Here is a 21373-nt window from a genome sequence, read left to right as displayed (position 1 = left end):
TGGGTATAGCTATCCGCGTCGGCAGCACGGATCACGGTACGGTAACGAATCGGGGTGGGTTACCGCAACGGAAACTTGTATATCCGGCGCGCATTTGCTCCAAGCGTGTGGGCCAACTCGTGATCGTCGACGCCGCGCAGTGCGGCCAGCGCGCGAGCGGTGTAGGGCACGCAATAGGACTGATTGGGCTGGCCACGATAGGGATGCGGGGTCAGGAACGGTGCGTCGGTCTCCACCAGCAACTGCTCGTCGGGAGTCAGAAGTGCGGCCTCACGCAACTCGCCGGAGTTGTTGAACGTCACAGTGCCAGAGAAGCTCAACACATACCCGAGGTCGACACATTCGCGGGCGATCGCACGGTCGCCGGAGAAGCAGTGCATCACCACCGTCTCCGGCGCCCCCTCGGCCGCGAGGACGTCCAGCAGGTCGCGATCGGCGTCGCGATTGTGGATCATCAGCGCTTTGCCGGATCGTTTGGCCAGATCGATGTGCCAGGCGAAGGCGTCGCGTTGGGTGGTCGGGTCCGCGCAGTCGTCCGAACGGGTCGTCCAGTAGTAGTCCAGACCGGTCTCACCGACGGCCACCACGCGGGGGTCGTCGACCATCTGTTCCAGCTCGGCTCGGGCCTCGTCATCCAGATCGGCGGCATGAGTGGGATGCAGTCCGACGGCCGCGAACGCTCGTCGGTCCCAATGCGCGGCGGCGACAGCCCAGCGGGCGTCGACCATGTCGTCGGCGACGGTGACCACCTGCTCCACGCCGACCGACTCGGCGTGGTCGAGGATGGCTCGGACGTCGGCCTCCGTCCGCCCGCCACAGGCCGCCAGGTGCGTGTGTGCGTCGACCAGCCCGGGCAACGCTTCCGGGTCCGGTGGCGGCAGGCGTCGCTTACGCTTCTTGATCTCCTTGGCGGTGAGTTCACCCGTCGAGTCGGTCACAGACCCACCTTGCCCGAGATCGTGTCCGTCGCGGAAATCCGGGTCCGCCTGGAAACTGGGGCACTTCGCAGTCGACGCTCTGCCCAGGCCGCCGTTCGAGGGTTCCCACCGAAACCATCGAGCCTGTCACCGATGCCCCACGGCGTAACAGAGTTGAGCCGGCGCACGTGCGTCTGTCTATGAAATCAGTTGTGTCATACCCGATTGGTAGTGTTCAGATATCCAAGAAAACATGGTGTGACCAGCTGAAACACTCGGGGGAGGTGGCAGCGATGACCGATCCGATCACCGATTCGATCGCGACTGTCGTTGCCACCGGTGCACTGCCGGGGCGGCCCGCCGAACTACTCGCCCTGATCGATGCCGCGGCGGTGAAGCTCGCCGAGACCTCCCTGTCACCGGAGACCGAACCGGAACTGCTGGCCCACACACAGACCGCCGAACGCATCCGGCGACGCTGGGACGGCGTTTCGTCCAGATTGTTGGTGGAGGTCTCCGACCGCAACGCGCACCGCACCGCCGGCTATCTGAATCCGCACCAGTACCTCTCGCAAGGGCTGCGGCTGGGAACCCGCGAGGCGGGTCGACGGCTCCGGATGACCGAGACCATCGGCGAGTTCTCCAACTTCCAAGGGCAGACGCTGCCTCCCCGGAAGCCCGCCACCGCCGCCGCGGTCGCGGCCGGGACTGTCGGCGCCGAACACGCGTTGGTGATCTCCGCGGTGCTGGCGAAAGTACCGGGCTGCATCTCGCCGGAGGTCAAAGCCCGTGCCGAGGCGGAGTTGGCCGACGCAGCGGCCGGACTGAACCCCGATGATCTGGGCAAGGTCGGTGACCGCCTGCTCGCCCATCTGGATCCGGACGGGCAGGAGAGTGATCACGTCGACCGGCAACGCCAACGCGGAATCACCATCCTCCCGCAAGACCGACAACTCATGAGCAAAGTCCGCGGCGCGATGACTCCGGAGTTGCGGGCGAAGTTCGAGGTGATCTTGACCGCCTGGGCCGCACCCGGGATGAACAATCCCGCCGACCCCGACTCACCTACCGGAACCATCGACGCCGACGGCATCGACGCCGAGGCTCTGGCGGCGGCGCGGGGTCGGGATCTGCGCAGTGCCGCCCAACGCACACACGACGCGCTGCTGGCGTTGTGTGATTACGTTCTCGCCCACGGCGGACTCGGTGCACCGAACCGGATACCGGCGGAGTTGGTCATCACCGTCACCGACCAAGAACTCGCCGCCCACGCCGGCATCGCCCTGACCGCCACCGGCACCCGCATCCCGATCGGCGAACTCGTCCGGCTCGCCGCCGACGCCGTGCCGCACCTGGCCGTCTTCCGGAATCACACCAGCGAAGTCCTCTACCAAGGCCGCGGTGCGCGGTGTGCGAGTAAGGCGCAGCGGTTGGCGTTGTTCGCCCGCGACCGCGGCTGCACCGCCCCCGGCTGCGACCGACCCTTCGCACAAACCCAGGCCCATCACGCACCGGACTGGATCACCCCCGCCGGACGCACCGACATCGACGCCCTCGGCGCCGCCTGCGGACGCCACAACCGCGCCGTCGGCACCAAACGCGGACAATGGGAAACCACCATCCTCCCCGACGGACCCCACACCGGACGCATAGCCTGGCGACCAGCCACCACCGAACACCCCTGGCGACTCAACCCCATCCACCACGCCGGACAAGCGAAGAATCTGCATCCGCCGAATCCGCACCCGCCGGCCCGTGCGGATGCAGCCGCCGGGGACACGACACGTCTGACGGGTAGAGACCCCGATCGGCGGGTAGCGTCGTGACCGTGCTGGGACTCCCTGATGACATCACGGTTGCGCTCTTCGACCTCGACGGAGTGCTCACCGACACCGCATCGGTGCACCGCGTCGCGTGGACGGACGCGTTCAACACCTTCCTGACCCGACGAGCCGGCGGCGACATCGGAGGCCGGACCGACAGCCTCCGCCCGTTCACCGACCAGGACTACTTCGACTACGTCGACGGGAGGCCCCGAATGGACGGCGTGCGCACCTTCCTCGCGTCGCGGAGCATCACCGTCGACGACGACACCGCCGCATCGATCGCGGACGGAAAGAACGACGCCTTTCTCGCCGCGCTCGCCCGCGACGGCGTCACCGCCTACCCCGGTTCCGTCCGCTACCTGCACGCCGCCCGCGAGGCAGGGCTTCACATCGCGGTGGTGACCAGTTCCCGCAACGGCGAGCAGGTCCTCGAAGCCGCGGGACTGACGCAGTTCGTGGAACAGCGCGTCGACGGCAACACCATCGTCGCCGAGCGACTCGCGGGCAAGCCCGCGCCCGACTCGTACCTGCGGGGTGCGGAACTGATGGGTGTCGCTCCCTCCGCCGCGGCGGTCTTCGAGGACGCGGTGTCCGGGGTCGCCGCGGGCGCTGCCGGTGACTTCGGCTACGTCGTGGGCATCGATCGCGTGGGCAGCGGCCAGTCGGATGCGATGAAAGCCGCCGGTGCCTCTATCGTCGTCACCGACCTCGACGATCTTCTCGCCGAGAACTGACCGCCCACCGCGCCGCCGAACCGAGCAGCTACGAGCCCGAGAAGGACCGTCCGTGATCGAACCGACCACCAGCGAGCTGGCCCACACCACGCACGGCGACACGTCGAGCCACACGGACCCGGTCAACATCCCGCAGCACGGCGTGCACCCGGTGGAGGGATTCGACGTCAGCCCGTGGCAGTTGCGCTGGCGGGGACTGGACATCGACATGATCGGCCGCACCGAGACCCTGTTCGCGCTGTCGAACGGTCACATCGGACTGCGCGGCAGCTTCGAGGAAGGCGAACCCGTCGACAAGCCGGGCACCTACTTGAGCGGGTTCTACGAGTTGCGCGACCTGCCCTACGCCGAGAGCGGCTACGGCTACCCCGAGTCCGGACAGACCGTCGTCAATGTGACGGACGCCAAGATCATCCGCCTGCTCGTCGAGGACGAGCCGATGGACCTGAGGTACGGGCGCACCGTCGAGCACGAACGTGTACTCGATTTCCGCACCGGCACCCTGCGGCGCAGCACCCTGTGGACCTCGCCGACCGGGCGCACCGTCCGCATCCGATCCGAAAGACTGGTCTCGTTCACCAAGCGCACCATCGCCGCGATCCGCTACGAGGTGGAGCCGATCGGTGAAGACATGAAACTGGTCCTCCAGTCCGATCTGCTCGCCAACGAGCCGATGGGCGGGGCGGCCTCCGCCAAGGAGGATCCGCGGTTGGCGGCGGCGCTGGAGCGCCCACTGGTCGCCGATCTCGCGGACTGCGAAGACTTCTCCGCGGTTCTCGTCCACCACACCGCACGCTCGGGACTCGCCGTGGCGGCGGGCATGGACCACGAACTGGAACTGCCCGCATCCGCGGACACCTCGATCCGCGCAGACGGCGACCTCGCACGCCTCACCGTCGCGGCCGCCGTGCCCCAGGGCACCAAGCTGGTGCTCACCAAGTACATGGGCTACGGCTGGTCGGCCCGACGGTCGGTGCCCGCGCTGCGCGCCCAGGTGGACGCCGCGCTGGCAATGGCCAAGGAGACCGGTTGGGAGGCCCTTAAACAGGAGCAGTCCGACTACCTCGACGAGTTCTGGCTCGACGCCGACATCGAACTCGACGGCGATCCCGAACTCCAGCAGGCCGTGCGCTTCTCCCTGTTCCATGTGCTGCAGGCCGGTGCACGCGGGCAATCGCGCGCCATCCCGGCCAAGGGGCTCACCGGCCCCGGCTACGACGGCCACACGTTCTGGGACACCGAGAGCTTCGTGCTGCCGATGCTGACGTACACGGTTCCCGCCGCCGCGGGCGAGGAACTCCGCTGGCGGCACGCCACGATGGACAAGGCCCGGTCGCGGGCCGCCGAACTCGCACAGCACGGCGCCATGTTCCCGTGGCGGTCGATCAACGGTGACGAGTGCTCCGGCTACTGGCCGGCCGGCACCGCGGGAGTCCACGTGTCCGCCGACATCGCGAACGCCACCGCCCGCTACATCCGCGCCACCGGCGACGAGGCGTTCGAGGTCGAGTGCGGCGTCGAGCTGCTGGTGGAGATCGCCAGGTTCTTCGCCGGATTCGGCCACCACGATTCGGCGGGCAAGTTCCGCATCGACGGAATCACCGGCCCCGACGAGTACACGGCGATCGTCAACAACAACGTCTTCACCAATCTCGCCGCACAGCAGGCACTGCGCGACGCGGTCGCTGCGTGCTCGCGCCAGCCCGTCGTGGCACGACAGCTCGGCGTGACGCACGACGAGACCGCCTTCTGGACGCAGTGCGCCGACGATATGACCGTGCCCTACGACGACGCACTCGGCGTTCACCAGCAGTGCGAGTCGTTCACCAAACTCGACCGGTGGGACTTCGAGCGGTCGAAGGGCAGGTACCCGCTGCTGCTCAACTACCCGTACTTCGACCTGTACCGCAAGCAGGTGGTGAAGCAGGCCGACCTCGTCTTCGCCATGTACCTGTTCGGCGACCGCTTCACCCCTGAGCAGAAACTGGCGAACTTCGACTACTACTACCCGATCACCGTGCGCGACTCGTCGCTCTCGGCCTGCTGCGAGGCGGTCACCGCGGCCGAGGTCGGATACCTCGACCTCGCCTACGACCTGATGAGCGAATCGGTATTCACCGATCTGCACGACCTGCACAACAACGTCTCGTCGGGACTGCACATCGCGGCACTGGCCGGCGCCTGGACCGACTGCGTCGCCGGATTCGGCGGGATGCGCGACTTCGACGGTCAGGTCACCTTCGCCCCGCGCCTTCCTTCGAAGCTCAGCTACATGTCGTTCCGCATGATGATCCGCGAATCGCGCATCGTCGTCGCCGTCGACTCCGACACCGCGACCTACCGACTGCTGTCGGGTCCGACGGTCGAACTCGCCCATCACGGTGAGCGATTCGTCCTCGGCGACGATCCGGTCACCCTCGGCATTCCACGGCTCGGGCCGCGCACCGCACCCGAGGCCCCGCCCGGATGCGAGCCGTACCAGCGCTCAGCGCGGTAGACGAATCGCGAGCACGTACAATCGGGCTACTATGCCGAGCGAGTCCTTTGGCGCGTCGTCGCCCTTCTACATCACCACCGCCATCGCGTACCCGAACGGCGCCCCGCACATCGGGCACGCCTATGAGTTCATCTCCGCGGACGTCCTCGCGCGATTCAAGGCGCTGGACGGCTTCGACGTCCGGTTCCAGTCCGGCACCGACGAGCACGGTCAGAAGATGCAGCAGACCGCGGAGAAGGAGGGCGTCTCCACCGCGGAACTGGCGAAGACCAACTCCGATCGCTTCGAGGCGCTGCACGCCGCGCTCGGCACCGATCTGAGCCGGTTCATCCGCACCACCGACTCCGACCACCACCGGGCGTCGGAGGAGATCTGGAAGCGGATGGAGGCGGCGGGCGACATCTACCTCGACTCCTACGCCGGCTGGTACGACGTCCGCGACGAGGCCTTCTTCACCGAGGACGAGACGACCGTCGACGAGGACGGCAACCGCGTTGCGACCGAGAACGGTCACGTCCTCACCTGGACCGAGGAGCAGACCTACTTCTTCCGCCTCTCCAACTATCAGGACCGTCTCCTCGCGTTGTACGACGAGCATCCCGAGTTCATCGGACCGGACGTGCGGCGCAACGAGGTCCGCAGCTTCGTCGCGGGCGGCCTCAACGACCTCTCCATCTCGCGCACCACCTTCGACTGGGGCGTGAAGGTCCCGGGCGCGCCCGAGCACGTGATGTACGTGTGGGTGGACGCCCTCACCAACTACCTCACCGGAGTCGGTTTCCCGGACGACCAGCAGACGCTGGAACGTTACTGGCCCGCCGACCTGCACATCATCGGCAAGGACATCATCCGATTCCACTGCGTCTACTGGCCGGCCTTCTTGATGAGCGCCGGCATCGACGTCCCGAAACGGGTCTTCGCGCACGGCTTCCTGTTCAACCGCGGCCAGAAGATGAGCAAGTCGGTGGGCAACGTCGTCGACCCGCACGAACTGGTCGAGAAGTTCGGGCTCGACACGGTGCGCTACTTCTTCCTCCGCGAAGTGTCGTACGGGCAGGACGGCTCCTACTCGGCGGAGGCGATCGTCTCGCGCAACAACTCCGATCTCGCCAACGAGTACGGCAACCTCGCCCAGCGCACCCTCAGCATGATCGGCAAGTACTTCGGGTCGCAGGTGCCCGAGCCGGGTCAGTTCACGGCCGAGGACCGCGCCCTGCTCGACGCCGCCGACGCTCTGCTGCCGCGCGTCCGTGAACAGTTCGACAAGCAGGCCATTCACCTCGGGCTCGAAGCACTGTGGTCGGTGCTGGCCGACGCCAACCGGTACGTCTCCGCGCAGGAGCCGTGGAAGCTCGCCAAGACCGACCTCGACCGCACCGCCACCGTGCTCTACGTATGCGCCGAAGTGGTGCGCATCGTGACACTGCTGGTGCAGCCGGTGATGCCGCAGTCGGCCTCCACCCTGCTCGATCTGCTCGCCGTCGGCTCAGATGACGCCGATCGCCGGTTCACCGCCGTCACCGACCGGCTGACGCCGGGTACCGCCCTGCCGAAGCCCGCCCCGGTGTTTCCGCGCCAGGAAAGTCCCGCCGCGGACGCATGACTCGTGATCCGGCGCCGGCGCGGGGACCCTCCGCGCTCGACGTCCTCCGCTCATTCGACGCGGCCGCCGCCGATCGCGGACTGCCCGGCCCGGCCGGGCTGATCGGTGACTGGGCCGATGCCGACGCGGTGATCGCACCGTCGATCGAACTGGTCCCCGGGCTCGCGCCACCCGACCGGCCCGACGGGTACTGGTTCGGCGCACTCGGATTCCCCGTCCGGGCTGAGGACTCCCCTCTGCCCTCGGTGGTCGGGGGCGTCACCGACGGAGTGCTGACGTTGTCGCACGGCGAATGGTCGTGGAACACCGCCACCGGTGCCCCGCTGCCGGACTGGGCCCGGGCGGCGCTGGAGGCGGCGGCTCCACCCGAGTCGAGGCGGTGGTCGGCCGAATGGGTCTCCCCCGACCGGGACCGACATCTGTTCGCCGTCCAGAAGTGCCTCAACGCCATCGCCGACGGCGAGGTCTACCAAGCATGCGTCTGCACGCAGTTCCACGGGCAGCTCGACGGCCGGCCCATCGATTTCTTCGCCGACATCGCCGCCGCCACGGCGCCGGCGAAGGCGGCCTGGTTGTCCGGGGGTTGGGGATCCGTCGCGAGCTTCAGCCCCGAGTCGTTCCTGGACCGGCGGGGCGACCGGGTGACGTCGTCGCCCATCAAAGGCACGGCTCCGGCCGCCGCCGACCCAGCGGTACTCGCCGCGTCCACCAAGGACGTGGCCGAGAACGTGATGATCGTCGACCTCGTCCGCAACGATCTCGGGCGCGTCGCGCGCACCGGATCGGTGACCGTGCCCGATCTGCTGACGGTGGTCGGCGCCCCGGGCGTGTGGCATCTGGTGTCGACGGTGGCCGCGACCCTGCGTGCGGAGGTCGGCAACCGCTCCCTGCTCGATGCCGCCTTCCCACCCGCATCGGTCACCGGAACCCCGAAGATCCGCGCGGCCGAGTTGCTCGCGGATTGGGAGGATCACGCGCGCGGGATCTACTGCGGCGCGGTGGGCGTCGCGGGCCCGGGCGGCCTGCTCGATCTCAACGTGGCGATCCGCACGGTGGCCGTCGGCCCCGACGGCGGCCTCACGCTCGGCGTCGGCGGCGGGATCACCATCGACTCGTCACCGGCCGCGGAGTGGCAGGAATGCCTCGACAAGGCGGCCTCGATCGTCGGCTTCACCTCGCATCCGGGCCCGCGTTCTCGATAGACCGCAGCGGCAGCAGCCGGGGCGACCGACCGGCCAGCGAAGCCGCGAACCCCGCGAAGGTCACGAACCAGGCCGCCGTGGCGATCCAGATCTCGACGTGCCCGATGTGATCGATCAGCGGGATACCGTTCACCGAGCCGATCTGGTGACTGCCGACTCCGTACATGCCGAGCGGGAACACGATGGCCCAGAACGAGGCGTCGTAGCGGAGTGGTATCCGGTGGCGGATATGCCGCCAGTACCCGGCGAACAGCAACGGCGGTACCAGCCAGGTACCGAACGCCCAGAAGAAGACCGACACCGATTCGACGGTTCCGCGCATCACGTCCAGCACCGGCACGTCCGCCATGCTCTCGATGTTCGCGCCCGCGACCACGGTGATCGCCGTCGCCCCCATCGCGATCCAGTACGCGCCGCTCAACTGGTCCGGTTTCGGATGGTGCATGAATATTCGCGCGGCCACGAACAGAGCCACGGCCATGTAGAGGAACACCCCGACCGCCCAGCACAGCGCGGCCAGCAGCGCGAGCTCGGCCTGACCGCTGGTGACGTGGGGCTGAACGGCGGCGGCGAGAACGGCCACCGACTGCGTCGCCACCACCCAGAGGAACCAGGTGCCGTCGGCCCGCTCGAGCTGCGACTGGCCGATGCGTGCGGTGAACGCCATCGGCGGCAGCGCATAACCCAGGACCAGCCACATCGAGGCGGCGAAGCCCAGCAGCACCAGGGCCGCGACGAGATGGCCGTCGAGCATCAGCCGGGTCCCGAGCACACTCGTCGCCGCGACGACGGTGAAGAAGCCGAAAGTGCGGTTCGGCACCCGGAGGTCGAAGACCACCGCGTCGCGATGCCGGGCGAGCCGGGCCGCATTGAGCAGCAGCAGCACGCCGAAGGCGAGACCGGTGATCCACATCAGGATCACCGACAGCAGCCGCCAGCCTTCGATCTCGGTCGCGATCGACACGATCCCGGTAGCCATCACCAGGGAGAAGTAGGCGGGATTCAGCTCGCGAACCACGTCGTCGAGACCGCGCAGCCGTGCCACGCTCACTCCCCTCGGCTCTCCAGCACGGCCTGGTACACGTCCCGCCGCGAGTAGGCGGTACCGGCGGCGGCCCGGGCGGACGCGTCCTTCAGCCGCAGCCCCGAGTCTGCGAGCCGGCGGGCCCGCTCCACCACCTCGTCGAGTCCCACCGTCTCGTCCGTCTCGGACGCTCCGGCGATCACGACGGTGATCTCGCCTTTGACGCCATCGGCCGCCCACTCGGCGAGCTCGTCGAGCCGGCCACGCCGCACCTCCTCATAGGTCTTGGTGAGCTCCCGGCAGACCGCGGCGCGGCGGTCCGGACCCAGCACATCGGCGGCGTCGGCGAGAGTCTGCGCCAGCCGGTGCGGAGATTCGAAGAACACGACCGTGCGCGGCTGCGTGCGCAGTTCGGCCAGCCAGTCCCGGCGCGCGCCCTGTTTACGGGGAGCGAAGCCGTCGAAGCAGAACCGTTCGGACGGCATCGCCGACAGCGCCAGCGCGGTCGTCACCGCGGACGGACCCGGCAGACACGTGATCGGCAGCCCCGCGTCGGCACACGCGACCACCAGCCGGTAGCCGGGATCGCTCACCGACGGCATCCCCGCATCGGTCACCAGCAGCACCGTCGCTCCCCCGACGATCGCCTCCACCAGAGCCGGCGCTCTGGACGCTTCCACCTGGTCGTAGTAGCTGATCACCCGGCCGTTGATCTCGACGTCGAGCGCCGCCGCCAGCGCACGCGTCCGGCGAGTGTCCTCGGCGGCCACGATGTCGGCCGAACCGAGCGCCTCGCGGAGCCGGGGCGACGCGTCGCCGGGCTGTCCCATCGGAGTCCCGGCCAGCACCAGCCGTCCGGCCCCCGCTGCGCTCGACTGTCCGTCACTACTGGTCACCGACTCAGACTACTGATCCGGCTACCATCGCACAGGTGACCCCCGCCGCCATCCTCGACCGCGCGACCGCGGAAGACCGCGCGCTCACCGAAGACCTCGGCACGGCACCCGGTCCGCGCGTCCCGGAGCCGGTGTTCGGGCCCACCGACCGGCTCCGCGGCACCGTCGTCGGCGCGATCCTGGTCCTCATCGCGGTGGCCACCAGGTTCTGGGATCTGCAGCACCCGACCGACAAGGGCACACCGGTCTTCGACGAGAAGCACTACGTCCCTCAGGGATGGCAGGTCCTGACCGGCGGCAACTTCATCGAGGACAATCCCGCGTACGGCCTGGTGGTCCACCCGCCCGTGGGCAAGTGGATCCTCGCGGGCGGCGAATGGATGTTCGGCTACAACCCGATGGGCTGGCGTTTCATGTCGGCGGTCTCGGGTGTGATCATCGTGCTCGCGGTGTATCTGACGGTCCGGCGGATGGCGCGGTCGACGCTGATCGGTGCGATCGCCGGCGTCTTCGCGATCTGCGAGGGCGTGCTGTTCGTGCAGTCTCGCATGGGGATGCTCGACATCTTCCAGATCCTGTTCATCGTGCTCGCTTTCGCCGCCTTGATCGCCGACCGCGATCAGATGCGCCAGCGCATGCACCGGGTGTGGCTGCAGGGCCGGATGGACGACTCCCCCTTCGGTCCGCGCTTCGGCTTCCGCTGGTACCGGTTCACCGCCGGGGTGATGCTGGGGCTGGCCTGCGGCGTCAAATGGTCGGGCGCCTATTTCGTCATCGTGTTCACGCTGCTCTCACTGGCCTTCGACGTCTCGGCACGCCGCGCCTACCGCGTCCGGCGTCCGTGGGTCGGTGTGCTGCGACGCGACCTGATCCCGTCGGCGGCGTCACTGGGCGTGCTCCCCTTCCTCATGTACGTGGCGAGTTTCGCACCGTGGTTCTCGTCCGAGACCTCGGTCTACCGTTACGTGGTCGGAGAGAAGATCGGCACCGGCGGCCCGTTCTCCTGGGTGCCTGCGGCCGTCCGGTCGTTCTGGTACTACGAGTCGGGCATCCTCGAGTTCCACGCCGGGCTGACCAACGCGGCGGGCAATCACCATCCGTGGGAGTCGAAACCCTGGACCTGGCCCATGGGTCTGCGTCCGATGCTCTACGCCATCTCCTACGGGCCTGATCAATGCGGTGGTTCGGACTGCGTGCGTGCGCAGATGCTGATCGGGACGCCGGCGATGTGGTGGCTGTCGCTGCCGATGATCGTGTGGGCGCTCTGGCGCATCGTGTCCCGCCGCGACTGGCGCTACGCGGCGGTCCTGGCCGCATACGGCGCGGGCATCCTGCCCTGGTTCGCCGACATCGACCGGCAGATGTACTTCTTCTACGCCACGGCGATGGCCCCGTTCCTGGTGATGGGGTTGGCACTGGTCTGCGGCGACCTCCTGCGCGCCGCACCCCGCGGCGCCACATCGGAGAGACGGCTGATCAGCGTCCTGGTGGTCTCGCTGTACATCGCGCTGGTGGTCGCGAACTTCGTGTGGCTCTGGCCGGTTCTGACCGGCGCGCCGATCTCTAACGTCGAATGGGGTCAGCAGATCTGGTTGCCGAGCTGGTCGTGAGCTGACGCGGTGTGACCAGCCACATCGCCAGGGCCAGCAGCACCACACAGCCCGTCACGATGAAGGCCGGGCCGAAACCGAAGACGTCTGCGACGAGACCGGTGAGGATCGGGCCCGACACCGCGCCGAGGTCGGAGGCCATGCCGTAGGCCGCGAGCGCGGATCCGCCACGCCGCTTGCCCGCCAGCATGTCGCCGAGCGCGGCCTGGTGCGTGGGTGCGAACAGGCCTGAGCCGACGCCGGCGACGGCGGTCAGCGCCAGCGCGATCCAGATGTCGGGCGAATAGCCCAGCAGCAGCGTCCCCGCAGCGGCCACGATCAGTCCGGGGATCATCACCGCTCGTCGCCCGTATCGATCCGACAACCGGCCCGACAGCAGGATCGCAATCATGTTGCCCGCGGCGTAGCACGCCAGAATGATGCCCGCCCAGGCCGTCCCGTAACCGAGCCCGTCTTGGACGAAGATCGGCACCAGTGCCACGCGGACCCCCATCGACGCCCAGCCCTGCGCGAAGTTCGAAGTCAGGATCGCGCGGTATTCGCGCTGTCGCAGCGATGCGAAGAACGCCGGCGCAGCGGGCAGGACCGCGTCGGCCGCGTCGGCGCGCTGCGGCTCGGGCGGAGGGGGCATGAACGTCGCCACCACAGCGGTCGCGACCAGCAACGCGATCGCGTACACCACGAACGGCAGACGGAGACCGAAGTCCACCAGCGCCGCACCGATCAGCGGTCCGGTGAGGTTGCCGACGAGAAAGCCCGCCGAGAAGTATCCGGAGGCCCGTCCCCGAACCTCCTGGGGCGAGAGCCGGATCAGCAATGCCATCGCCGAGACGGTGAACATCGTCGAACCGATGCCGCCCGCCGCCCGGAACACCAGCAGTTGCCAGTAACTCTGCGCGAACGCGCAGGCCGCGGTGCTCAGCGCGACGATCAGCAATCCGGTCAGGTAGATCTTGCGTTCCCCGAGGATCGTCACCAGACGGCCGCCTGCGGGCGCGAACAGCAGCCGCATCAGCGCGAACGCCGAGACCACGAACCCGGCCGCCGCCGACGACACGTCGAAGGTCTTGGCGAAGATCGGCAGCGCCGGGGCGATGAGACCGAAGCCGAGCGCGATCACGGCGTTCGCGATCAGCAGGATCCACAGTCCGCGAGGCAGGTTCTTCATTGTGGACTCAGATTATCGGGTGCGCGCGACCGGCCCGCTCATCCGGTCGGCGACGGTCGGCGGCCGCCGCGAACGTGCAGGAGCCGGGCGCTTCCGCGCCCGGCTCCTGTCGAAACCCTGTCTCGCTACCGACGCTGCCGTCAGCGGCGGACGATCATCACCGGCACCTGCGCGTGATGGAGCACCTTCTGACTGCGCGATCCCAGCAGCAGTCCGGTGAAGCCGCCGCGGCCACGGCTGCCCATGACGATCAGCGAGGCCTTGTCGCCCGCGGCGTCGAGGATCGCCTTCGCCGGCTCCTCCGGAACCACCACGCGCTCCACCTCCACATCTGGGTAGTCCTGGCCGTATCCGGCCATGCGCTCGGCGACGGCCTCGACCGCCTGCTGCGACATCTCGTCGATCTCCTGCTCGTCGAGACCGAAACCGTGCAGGGCGTCGGCATCGAGCGGAGTCCAGGTGTGCACGGCGACCAGCTTCTTCTTCCGCAGATCGGCCTGGCGGTACGCCTCGGCCACCGCCGGGTCGCTGATCTTGGAGTCGTCGACGCCCACCACGACCGGTCCGTCACCGCCGAGGGCCCCGCCGGGTACGATCACGACGCGGCCCTTCGAGTGCGCGGCGACGCTGGTGCTCACCGAACCGAGGAACAGACCCTTCACACTGCTCAGACCGCGCGTGCCGAGCACGGTGATCTGGGCGTGTTCGCCGAGTTCGAGGAGCACGCGAGCGGCGTCTCCCTCGACGATCGAGCCGTTCAGCTTCACGTCCGGAGCCACCTCGCGAGCGGTGGCGGCGGCCTCCTGCACGAACCCGGTTGCTTCGCTGCGGATCGCGTCGATCACATCCTGCGGGATCACGAGGCCGGGGGCGTAGTCACTGGTGGTGGAGCTGTATGCGGCGACGATCTTCAGATCGAGGTCCTCGAGGGCAGCCGCGGCAGCTGCCCACCGAACCGCATTGGTCGATTCGGGCGATCCGTCTACGCCGACCAGAATCAAGCTCATTTGCGACTGCTCTCCTTCACACCGGCCCGGAGCCCTTGTGTCGGCTTCCGTACTAAGCCTCGGCTCCCATTGTTCACCAAGAGCCCGGCCGCCGCATCGGTACTAGGTCCGGGTGTGTCGATCCGTACAATAGAGGTCAAACGTCCCCAACCCGACGCAATCGAGGTGTCCTGACGATGTCGACCACCACCGCCCCGCGCGAGATCCGCGACGCGGCGACGCATGTCTGCGTCACCGTCGCACTCGGAGTCGTGGTGCTGATCGCGGCGATGTCGACCAGCGGCGGACTCAACGAGTTCTTCATCCTCGCCGCCCCGAGCGTCGTGATCCTCGGGACCCTGGCGGCGATGGTCCGGACCTACCTGAACTGGAAATCGGGCGGCCGGTGGCAGATCTGGCAGGGTGCGACGTGGTTCCTGCTGGCGCTCTCGCTTCTCTGGTTCACCGGCGCACTGCCCAGCGTCATCGTGGACTGACCGGGCCGCAGCCGCTCACCGGTTCGCCTGCGCGTCGAGGCTGATCTCCTCCGCGTCGAGGCGCGCGAGCGCGGAGGTCAGGGCCTCCGAGCTGTAGGCCCCGCGGTCGCGGAGATCGATGAGTTCGGCACGCTGGCGGTCGATGATGACGCGTCGGACGCGCCGCATCTCGACCGCGTTGCGCAGACGCCGGTCCAGGACGTCGCCGGTGGGGTCGCCGTCGTCGGAGGCCTCCAGCGAGCGCACCTGTTCCACATTGCGGGCGAGCATGCTGTCGGAACAGACAGCGGGGTCGGTGAGCACTTCGACGCTGATGGAGGCCATCTCCCGGTTCAGCCGCTGCAGTTCACGCGCCGCGTCGGCACGGTGGTCGGGCAGCCTCATCCATTTGATGAACGCACCCAGCGTGCTGCCCTGGATCATCAGCGACCCGGTCGCGACGACGAAGGCGACGAGTACCAACAGCGAACGGTACGGCGTGTCGGCGGGGAGGGTCTGCGCCGCGGCCAGCGTGACGACACCGCGCATCCCCGCCCAGACCACCACGTGTCCTTCGCGGAAGCCGATCGACTCGGTCCGGTAGTACTCGATGTCCGCGAGCCGCCGGTCGATCCGGCGCTGGAACCGCCGCGTCAGCCGGTCGGCGGCCGCGTCGGGATCTCCCAGTCGGTCCTGCATCTGCTCGAGAATCGGCTCCCGGGCGATCACCCTGCGCGACCGCCGGGAGATGGCCGCGACCAGGGTCATCACGAATCCCCACCGGATCACCATCAACAGCACGAACGCGATCGCCGCGGGCCAGAAGGCGTGGATGACGCTTTCGTGGCTCGCCGTCACATCCATCACCAGGGCCTTCAGTTCGAGACCCATGAGCAGGAAGACGCCGCCCTCCAAGAGCAACTCGACGGTTCGCCACGTCTGCTGGTCCGACTGCCGGTGCGCCGCGGTGAGCCTGCGCACCGACCCTCGGCCCGTCACCAGTCCGGCGGCCACCGCGGCCACCAGTCCGGAGGCGCCCATGATCTCGGTCGGCACGTACGCGATGTAGGGCGCGGTGAACGAGACCGCCGTCGCCACCGCGGCGTTCGAGATGCGCGCGCGGGCGACGATGAAGACCCAGCCCACCGCGCCGCCGACGATGACGGCGCCGATGATCGCCCAGACGAACGAGAGGGCCACGCCCACCATCGACAGTCCGCCCGCCATCGCGGCGATCGCGGCGCGGAGCACCACCAGCGCGCTCGCGTCGTTGAACAGACTCTCCCCCGAGAGCACCGTGATGAGCCGCTGCGGCGCACCGACCCGTTTGACGGTGGTGGTCGCGACCGCGTCGGTGGGACTGAGAATCGCACCGAGCGCCACCCCGGTGGCGTAATCCGCGTCCGGCAGTATCAGCATGAAGAGCAGTCCCAGCAGGAGTGCGCTGATCACGACCAGCACGATCGACAGTCCGCTGATCGCCTGGAAGTCGCGCTTGAAGTCCATCGCGGGCAGCGCCACGGCCGCCGCGTACAGCAGCGGCGGAAGCACGCCGATCAACACGACCTCCGGATCCACCCAGATAGGCGGGACTCCCGGCAGGTAGCTCACGGCGACCCCGAAACCGACCAGCAGCAACGGCGCGGCGATCCGCACGCGGGGGGCGAGTTGGTTGGCGCCGGCGACCGCCAGCACGCACACGACGACGATTCCCACGATCTCCACGCGGTCATTCTCCCTTGCCGGCGGTGTGACCCGCGACACCGCCATATGTCCACACTGACTGTGCCATCGAACATTGACAAGATCGGGCTGCGGTGCGACGCTTGGGACAACAAGTTCTACTTCGGCGGCCTTCGTCCACCGACGCAAGTCAGGAGAAGACAATGACGTCCACGCAGCCCCGGCCCACCACGTACACACCGCCTGCCAAGCAGGACACCGGGACCGACTACCAGCAGGTCCTCGAGGACCTCTCGACCGCGTCGGTCCGACGCAACTTCGACCCCTACATCGACATCGACTGGGACGCGCCGCACATGGCCGTGATCCCGAACGATCCGCGGTGGATCCTCTCGTACAAGGTGGACCCGATCGGCCGGCATCCCTGGTACCAGAGCCTCCCCAAGGAGAAGCAGATCAAGATCGGCATGTGGCGCCAGGCCAATGTCGCGAAGGTCGGTCTTCAGTTCGAGTCGATCCTGATCCGCGGCCTCATGCAGTACGCCGACCGCCTCCCGAACGGTGACAAGCGGTTCCGTTACACCACTCACGAGGCCAAGGAGGAGTGCAACCACACCCTCATGTTCCAGGAGCTGGTGAACCGCATCGGCATGGACACCAAGGGAATGCGCTGGTGGCTGCGCCGTGCATCGCCGATCATCCCGCTGTTCTCCACCTTCTGGCCGACGATCTTCTACTTCGGCGTCCTGGCGGGCGAAGAGCCGATCGACCACATCCAGAAGGACTTCCTGCGCGCACGCGAGGAACTGCACCCCGCGATGTCCGCGGTGATGGAACTCCACGTGGCCGAGGAGGCCCGGCACATCTCGTTCGCGCACAACCACCTGCGCAACACGGTCCCCCGCAAGGGCCCGATCACCAAGTTCGCACTGTCGATCGCGATGCCGATCGTCATGCGCGTGCTGTGCAGCGCGATCGTGGTTCCGCCGAAGGACTTCGAGCGCGAGTTCGACGTGCCGAAGAGCGTCATGAAGGACATCTTCTGGAAGTCGGAGCAGTCGCAGATCTTCCTGTCCGGCGTGTTCGGCGACGTCCGCATGCTCGCCGAGCAGTGTGGCCTGATGAACCCGGCCTCCCGCCAGGTGTGGCGCGCGATGGGCATCGACGGCCGTTCCTCTCGCTACCGCAGCGAGCCCACCTACAACGCGAGCTGAACAGACAACAGTGCCTCACGTCATCACGCAGGCCTGCTGCGGCGACGCCTCGTGCGTCTACGCATGCCCGGTCAACTGCATTCATCCCACTCCAGACGAGCCTGACTTCGGCATCTCGGAGATGCTCTACATCGATCCGTCGACGTGTGTCGACTGCGGTGCGTGCGTCAGCGCGTGCCCGGTCGGCGCGATCGTCCCGGGGCACCGACTTCCCGAGGAGGCCGCGCGCTTCGCCGACGTGAACGCCGGTCACTACCCGGATCCGGCGCCGACCGAGACGCGCTTCCCGGTCCGCACCGACTGGCGGCTGCCGATGGCGCCCATCGTCAAGCCCGCGGCGCTGGGCGGCGCGACACCCGACGAACTGCGCATCGCGATCGTCGGCTCGGGACCGTCGGCCATGTACGCCGCCGACGAGCTTCTGAAGCATCGCCAGGTCAGGGTCACGGTGTACGAGCGTCTGCCGGAACCCTTCGGTCTGGTCCGCTTCGGCGTCGCGCCCGATCACCTGTCCACCAAGACGGTGACCGACCTCTTCAACGAGATCGCGCGTCATCCGAACATCCAGATCCTGCTCAACACCGAGATCGGCCGCGACGTCTCGCTCGACGAGCTCCGCAGTGCTCACCACGCAGTGCTGTGGGCGGGCGGAGCACCCACCGACCGGCCGTTGCAGATCCCCGGTGTGGATCGCGAAGGCGTGCAGAGCGCCACCTCGGTGGTCGGCTGGTACAACGGCCACCCCGATTTCGCGTACGCCGCACCGGATCTCTCGGCCGAGCGAGCGGTCGTTATCGGCAACGGCAACGTGGCCCTCGACGTCGCGCGGATCTTCACCGCCGACACCGATCGGCTCGCACCGACGACGATCGATCCCACCGCCTTGGCGGCACTGCGCGCGTCCAATCTGCGCGAAGTGGTTGTGGTGGCGCGCCGCGGTCCCGAGCACGCGGCGTTCACGCTCCCGGAGCTGATCGGCCTCGCCGACGGTCCCGCGCGAGTGTGGGTCGATCCCGCCGAGTTGTCCGGTGTCGACGCGACGAACATCGACGACCCGACGGTGGCGGCCAAGGTGAATCTACTGCGGGAGATCTCGCAGCGGAGCAAGCCCGCCGAGCCCTTCATCCGGCTGTCGTTCGGGCTCACCCCGGTGGAGATCCTGGGCGACGGGCATGCCTCCGGAGTCCGGTTCGTCAAGACCGGCGGCGACGAGGAGTCGGTGATCGACGCGGGTCTGGTGCTCACGGCCATCGGTTACCGCGGTCGCCCCGTTCCGGGTCTGCCCTTCGACGACGAGAAGGGCACGGTCGCGAACGTCGCCGGCCGCGTGGTGGAGAACGGCGAGGCGATTCCGGGCCTGTACGTGACCGGATGGATCAAGCGCGGCCCGACCGGATTCATCGGCACCAACAAGACCGACTCCGGCGAAACCGTGGCGAATCTGCTCGCGGACGCCGAGGCCGGCGCCCTCCCCCGGCCCGGAACCGCACCGGTCCCGGCCTGACCCGAGAGGAGACGGGCCACGCCGGCCTGTGGATGAACGATGGAGCCGAACAAGCTCCGCGTGCGTCTAACGAATGAAGAGTTCATCTCGATCATTCGGAGGCGTCCATGGGATTCGGCATCACTCCCGATCAACTGAACAGCATCGTCGCCCTCTGGCGACGGTCCAGCGATGAGATCGCCGGCCTCGACTGCGAGGCCGGCGATCTGTCTCTGGCGGGCAGCCGGTCGGCGGAATCACTGCGAGCGTGCGCCGCAGCGGTGCACGACGCCGCCGCGGCCCTCTCGCGGCAGCTCGCCGGCTCGGCCGCGGCGCTCGAGAAGTTCAACACGACGACGGTGGAGTCGGACCGGGCCTGCGCCGCCGACCTCGCCGCCCTCCGGAGGCCGCGGTGACCGGCGTCGCCCAGGTTCTCCGATGGCGTCCGGAGACCCTGCTGGCCACGGCCACCGCTTTCGACGTCGGCGGTGAGAGCGTCGCCAACACCGCCGATGCCGTCCGCCGGTCCTTCGACCTCGATCCGACCTGGTCGGGAGTGACCCGAACCAGTGCCGGACACCGCGTCGACGCCGAAGTCACGGCGCTGCATCGATTCGAGCGGACGCTCGTCGACCTCTCCGACGCCACGCGAGAGGGACACGGACGGCTGTCCGCGGTGCGCGACCGCATCGTCGGCCAGATCCGCACGGCGCGGAGCTCGGGCTTCAACATCGGCGACGACGGCGCCGTCGCCCACCCGGATCCTCGACGTCGCGCGGACGCCGACTATCTCACCGAGCGGATCACCGCCCTCCTCACTGAGGCCGACGCCGCCGACACCGCGCTGAGCGGCAGGCTCACGATGCTGATGCGGCACCTCGACGGGTCGGGGAACGTGGTGCCCCTCCCGATCGGCGGATACGCTGAGGCCACCGAAGCGGGCCGACTGCTGGACCTGATGCCGCCGGACGTGGTGGAACGGTACTGGGAATCACTCGCTCCGGCGCAGCGACGCAATCTCATCGATTCCGTGCCGGAGGTTGTCGGGAACCTCAACGGCATCGACTTCGCCGACCGCGCGGAGGCCAACACCATCTCGATTCAGCGGACGCTCGACGCCGAAGTCGCGGCCGGCCGGCGCGACGGTGCGAAAGCCCGACAGCTGCGCGCCCTCCTGCGTCCCGCACCCGACCCGCTGCATCCCGGCAGGTCGGTTCCGCGGACCTTTCTGGGTTTCCGCGACGTGGGAGACGGCCGGTTCATCGAACTCGTCGGAGATCTGACAGCGGACGCCACCGGCGCGGCGGTGCTGGTCCCCGGCACCGGAACCGGGTTACACAGCGTCGACGTCTATCGGCGGCGCGCAGCCAACCTGTCGCACGCCAGCGGCGCACCGGTGATCGTCTACGCCGACGGCCCGCTGCCGCAGAAATTGATCGACGCCGATCTCAGCCCGATCGCGGGCACCGCCTCCGACGCCGAGCCCGCACGCCGGATGGCGCCGGGCCTGGTGGAGTTCGCCGCGGCGCTCGACCGGCAGATCGACGCGTCGGGGCTCGACCTGAAGACCACCGTCATCGGGCATTCGTACGGCGGAGCCGTGGTCGGCACGGCGGAACAGTCGGGGCTGCGATCCGATCGCGTGGTGTACGCCTCGTCGGCGGGCACCGGTGTGGAGGACCGGCCTTGGAACAACGCCGAGCCGCACGTCCAGCGGTACTCGCTCACCCCGCCCGGTGACCCGATCCAGTACTGGCAGCAGATGGGCTCATCGGTCCACGGCGGCGATCCGGACACCGCGCCGGGTGTGACACGGCTCGACACCGGGAACTACAGCGACGGCACGCCGGTAGCGGGACGCTCCGCGCACTCGGGCTATCTCGACGACGAGGGTTCCGGGGCGATGCGGGCGATGGCCGCCGTGGTGGCCGGGCGCTGTCCGCCCCCGTACATCGAACGCGCCCCGGATATCGACGCCGCGCAGGACGCCCTCGACGTCGTCGGCGGATGGATCGAGGAGGGGCTGAGCCTGGTGACGCCCGGAAGATGACTCC

17 protein-coding genes are annotated in these 21373 nt (G+C 68.4%); 11 read left to right on the top strand and 6 right to left on the bottom strand.

Annotated elements, in window-relative coordinates:
• Positions 1-59: 59 nt before the first annotated feature.
• Positions 60-938, bottom strand: a complete 879-nt coding sequence (locus ACK8HH_RS04520; RefSeq protein ID WP_006897675.1) for a TatD family hydrolase — start codon at positions 936-938, stop codon at positions 60-62.
• Positions 939-1210: 272 nt separating this feature from the next.
• Here ACK8HH_RS04520 and ACK8HH_RS04515 point away from each other — a divergent pair, with 272 nt between their 5' ends.
• The 5 genes from ACK8HH_RS04515 (at position 1211) to ACK8HH_RS04495 (ending at position 8779) form a co-directional block, all read left to right on the top strand.
• Entirely contained in the window at positions 1211-2743 is a 1533-nt protein-coding gene (locus ACK8HH_RS04515; protein ID WP_412475575.1) for a DUF222 domain-containing protein, read from the top strand.
• A 2-nt stretch (positions 2744-2745) separates the two neighbouring features.
• Positions 2746-3477 (top strand): HAD family hydrolase, encoded by a 732-nt coding sequence (locus ACK8HH_RS04510; RefSeq protein ID WP_045537780.1) that lies wholly within the window; start codon positions 2746-2748, stop codon positions 3475-3477.
• A gap of 127 nt (positions 3478-3604) precedes the next feature.
• The gene (locus ACK8HH_RS04505; RefSeq protein ID WP_045537778.1) at positions 3605-5974 is read left to right on the top strand and encodes a glycoside hydrolase family 65 protein; all 2370 of its coding nucleotides are present in this window, start codon (positions 3605-3607) and stop codon (positions 5972-5974) included.
• A 31-nt stretch (positions 5975-6005) separates the two neighbouring features.
• Positions 6006-7577, top strand: coding sequence for a methionine--tRNA ligase (gene metG / locus ACK8HH_RS04500; protein ID WP_045537763.1), 1572 nt, complete (start codon positions 6006-6008; stop codon positions 7575-7577).
• Positions 7574-8779, top strand: a complete 1206-nt coding sequence (locus ACK8HH_RS04495; RefSeq protein WP_412475574.1) for an aminodeoxychorismate synthase component I — start codon at positions 7574-7576, stop codon at positions 8777-8779. Before metG ends, ACK8HH_RS04495 begins: the two co-directional genes overlap by 4 nt.
• Here ACK8HH_RS04495 and ACK8HH_RS04490 read toward each other — a convergent pair.
• Both ACK8HH_RS04490 and rsmI read right to left on the bottom strand, forming a co-directional pair.
• Positions 8748-9824 (bottom strand): tellurite resistance/C4-dicarboxylate transporter family protein, encoded by a 1077-nt coding sequence (locus ACK8HH_RS04490; protein WP_412475573.1) that lies wholly within the window; start codon positions 9822-9824, stop codon positions 8748-8750. The two genes, ACK8HH_RS04495 and ACK8HH_RS04490, sit on opposite strands and share 32 nt — an antisense overlap.
• 2 nt (positions 9825-9826) lie before the next feature.
• The gene (gene rsmI, locus ACK8HH_RS04485; RefSeq protein ID WP_006894772.1) at positions 9827-10699 is read right to left on the bottom strand and encodes a 16S rRNA (cytidine(1402)-2'-O)-methyltransferase; all 873 of its coding nucleotides are present in this window, start codon (positions 10697-10699) and stop codon (positions 9827-9829) included.
• A 35-nt stretch (positions 10700-10734) separates the two neighbouring features.
• Here rsmI and ACK8HH_RS04480 point away from each other — a divergent pair, with 35 nt between their 5' ends.
• Positions 10735-12309: a dolichyl-phosphate-mannose--protein mannosyltransferase gene (locus tag ACK8HH_RS04480; RefSeq protein WP_375002557.1), complete on the top strand. Its 1575-nt coding sequence runs from the start codon at positions 10735-10737 to the stop codon at positions 12307-12309.
• Here the strand turns inward: ACK8HH_RS04480 and ACK8HH_RS04475 are convergent.
• Positions 12263-13477: an MFS transporter gene (locus ACK8HH_RS04475; protein ID WP_006894770.1), complete on the bottom strand. Its 1215-nt coding sequence runs from the start codon at positions 13475-13477 to the stop codon at positions 12263-12265. The genes ACK8HH_RS04480 and ACK8HH_RS04475 overlap by 47 nt on opposite strands.
• 140 nt (positions 13478-13617) lie before the next feature.
• The gene (locus ACK8HH_RS04470; protein ID WP_006894768.1) at positions 13618-14484 is read right to left on the bottom strand and encodes a universal stress protein; all 867 of its coding nucleotides are present in this window, start codon (positions 14482-14484) and stop codon (positions 13618-13620) included.
• Positions 14485-14660: 176 nt separating this feature from the next.
• Between ACK8HH_RS04470 and ACK8HH_RS04465 the strand changes: the two genes are divergently transcribed.
• Positions 14661-14960 carry a hypothetical protein gene (locus tag ACK8HH_RS04465; protein ID WP_006894767.1) on the top strand — a complete coding sequence of 100 codons (300 nt, stop codon included), beginning with the start codon at positions 14661-14663 and terminating at the stop codon, positions 14958-14960.
• Between the two features lie 15 nt (positions 14961-14975).
• Here ACK8HH_RS04465 and ACK8HH_RS04460 read toward each other — a convergent pair whose 3' ends face one another.
• Positions 14976-16664 carry a cation:proton antiporter gene (locus ACK8HH_RS04460; protein ID WP_006894765.1) on the bottom strand — a complete coding sequence of 563 codons (1689 nt, stop codon included), beginning with the start codon at positions 16662-16664 and terminating at the stop codon, positions 14976-14978.
• Between the two features lie 161 nt (positions 16665-16825).
• Here ACK8HH_RS04460 and ACK8HH_RS04455 point away from each other — a divergent pair, with 161 nt between their 5' ends.
• The 4 genes from ACK8HH_RS04455 (at position 16826) to ACK8HH_RS04440 (ending at position 21369) form a co-directional block, all read left to right on the top strand.
• Positions 16826-17836, top strand: coding sequence for an AurF N-oxygenase family protein (locus tag ACK8HH_RS04455; RefSeq protein ID WP_006894764.1), 1011 nt, complete (start codon positions 16826-16828; stop codon positions 17834-17836).
• A gap of 10 nt (positions 17837-17846) precedes the next feature.
• Entirely contained in the window at positions 17847-19340 is a 1494-nt protein-coding gene (locus ACK8HH_RS04450) for an FAD-dependent oxidoreductase (protein ID WP_006894763.1), read from the top strand.
• Positions 19341-19447: 107 nt separating this feature from the next.
• On the top strand, positions 19448-19735 hold the full coding sequence (locus ACK8HH_RS04445) for a hypothetical protein (protein ID WP_045537753.1): 288 nt from the start codon (positions 19448-19450) through the stop codon (positions 19733-19735).
• Positions 19732-21369: an alpha/beta hydrolase gene (locus ACK8HH_RS04440; protein WP_006894761.1), complete on the top strand. Its 1638-nt coding sequence runs from the start codon at positions 19732-19734 to the stop codon at positions 21367-21369. The genes ACK8HH_RS04445 and ACK8HH_RS04440 overlap by 4 nt, the downstream gene beginning before the upstream one ends.
• Positions 21370-21373: the final 4 nt, after the last annotated feature.

Source organism: Gordonia sp. LUNF6 (genome assembly GCF_047041125.1).
Classification (GTDB): Bacteria; Actinomycetota; Actinomycetes; order Mycobacteriales; family Mycobacteriaceae; genus Gordonia; species Gordonia sihwensis.
The sequence above is the reverse complement of the archived record's forward strand: the minus strand, read 5'-3'. Positions and strand labels throughout refer to the sequence as shown.

What these genes read in the sequence shown, in the direction of transcription:
- ACK8HH_RS04455 (WP_006894764.1), top strand. Translation starts at nt 16,826, where the DNA reads ATGACGTCCACGCAGCCCCGGCCCACCACGTACACACCGCCTGCCAAG.
- ACK8HH_RS04495 (WP_412475574.1), top strand. Translation starts at nt 7,574, where the DNA reads ATGACTCGTGATCCGGCGCCGGCGCGGGGACCCTCCGCGCTCGACGTC.
- ACK8HH_RS04515 (WP_412475575.1), top strand. Translation starts at nt 1,211, where the DNA reads ATGACCGATCCGATCACCGATTCGATCGCGACTGTCGTTGCCACCGGT.
- metG (WP_045537763.1), top strand. Translation starts at nt 6,006, where the DNA reads ATGCCGAGCGAGTCCTTTGGCGCGTCGTCGCCCTTCTACATCACCACC.
- ACK8HH_RS04465 (WP_006894767.1), top strand. Translation starts at nt 14,661, where the DNA reads ATGTCGACCACCACCGCCCCGCGCGAGATCCGCGACGCGGCGACGCAT.
- ACK8HH_RS04475 (WP_006894770.1), bottom strand. Translation starts at nt 13,477, where the DNA reads ATGAAGAACCTGCCTCGCGGACTGTGGATCCTGCTGATCGCGAACGCC.
- ACK8HH_RS04470 (WP_006894768.1), bottom strand. Translation starts at nt 14,484, where the DNA reads ATGAGCTTGATTCTGGTCGGCGTAGACGGATCGCCCGAATCGACCAAT.
- ACK8HH_RS04445 (WP_045537753.1), top strand. Translation starts at nt 19,448, where the DNA reads ATGGGATTCGGCATCACTCCCGATCAACTGAACAGCATCGTCGCCCTC.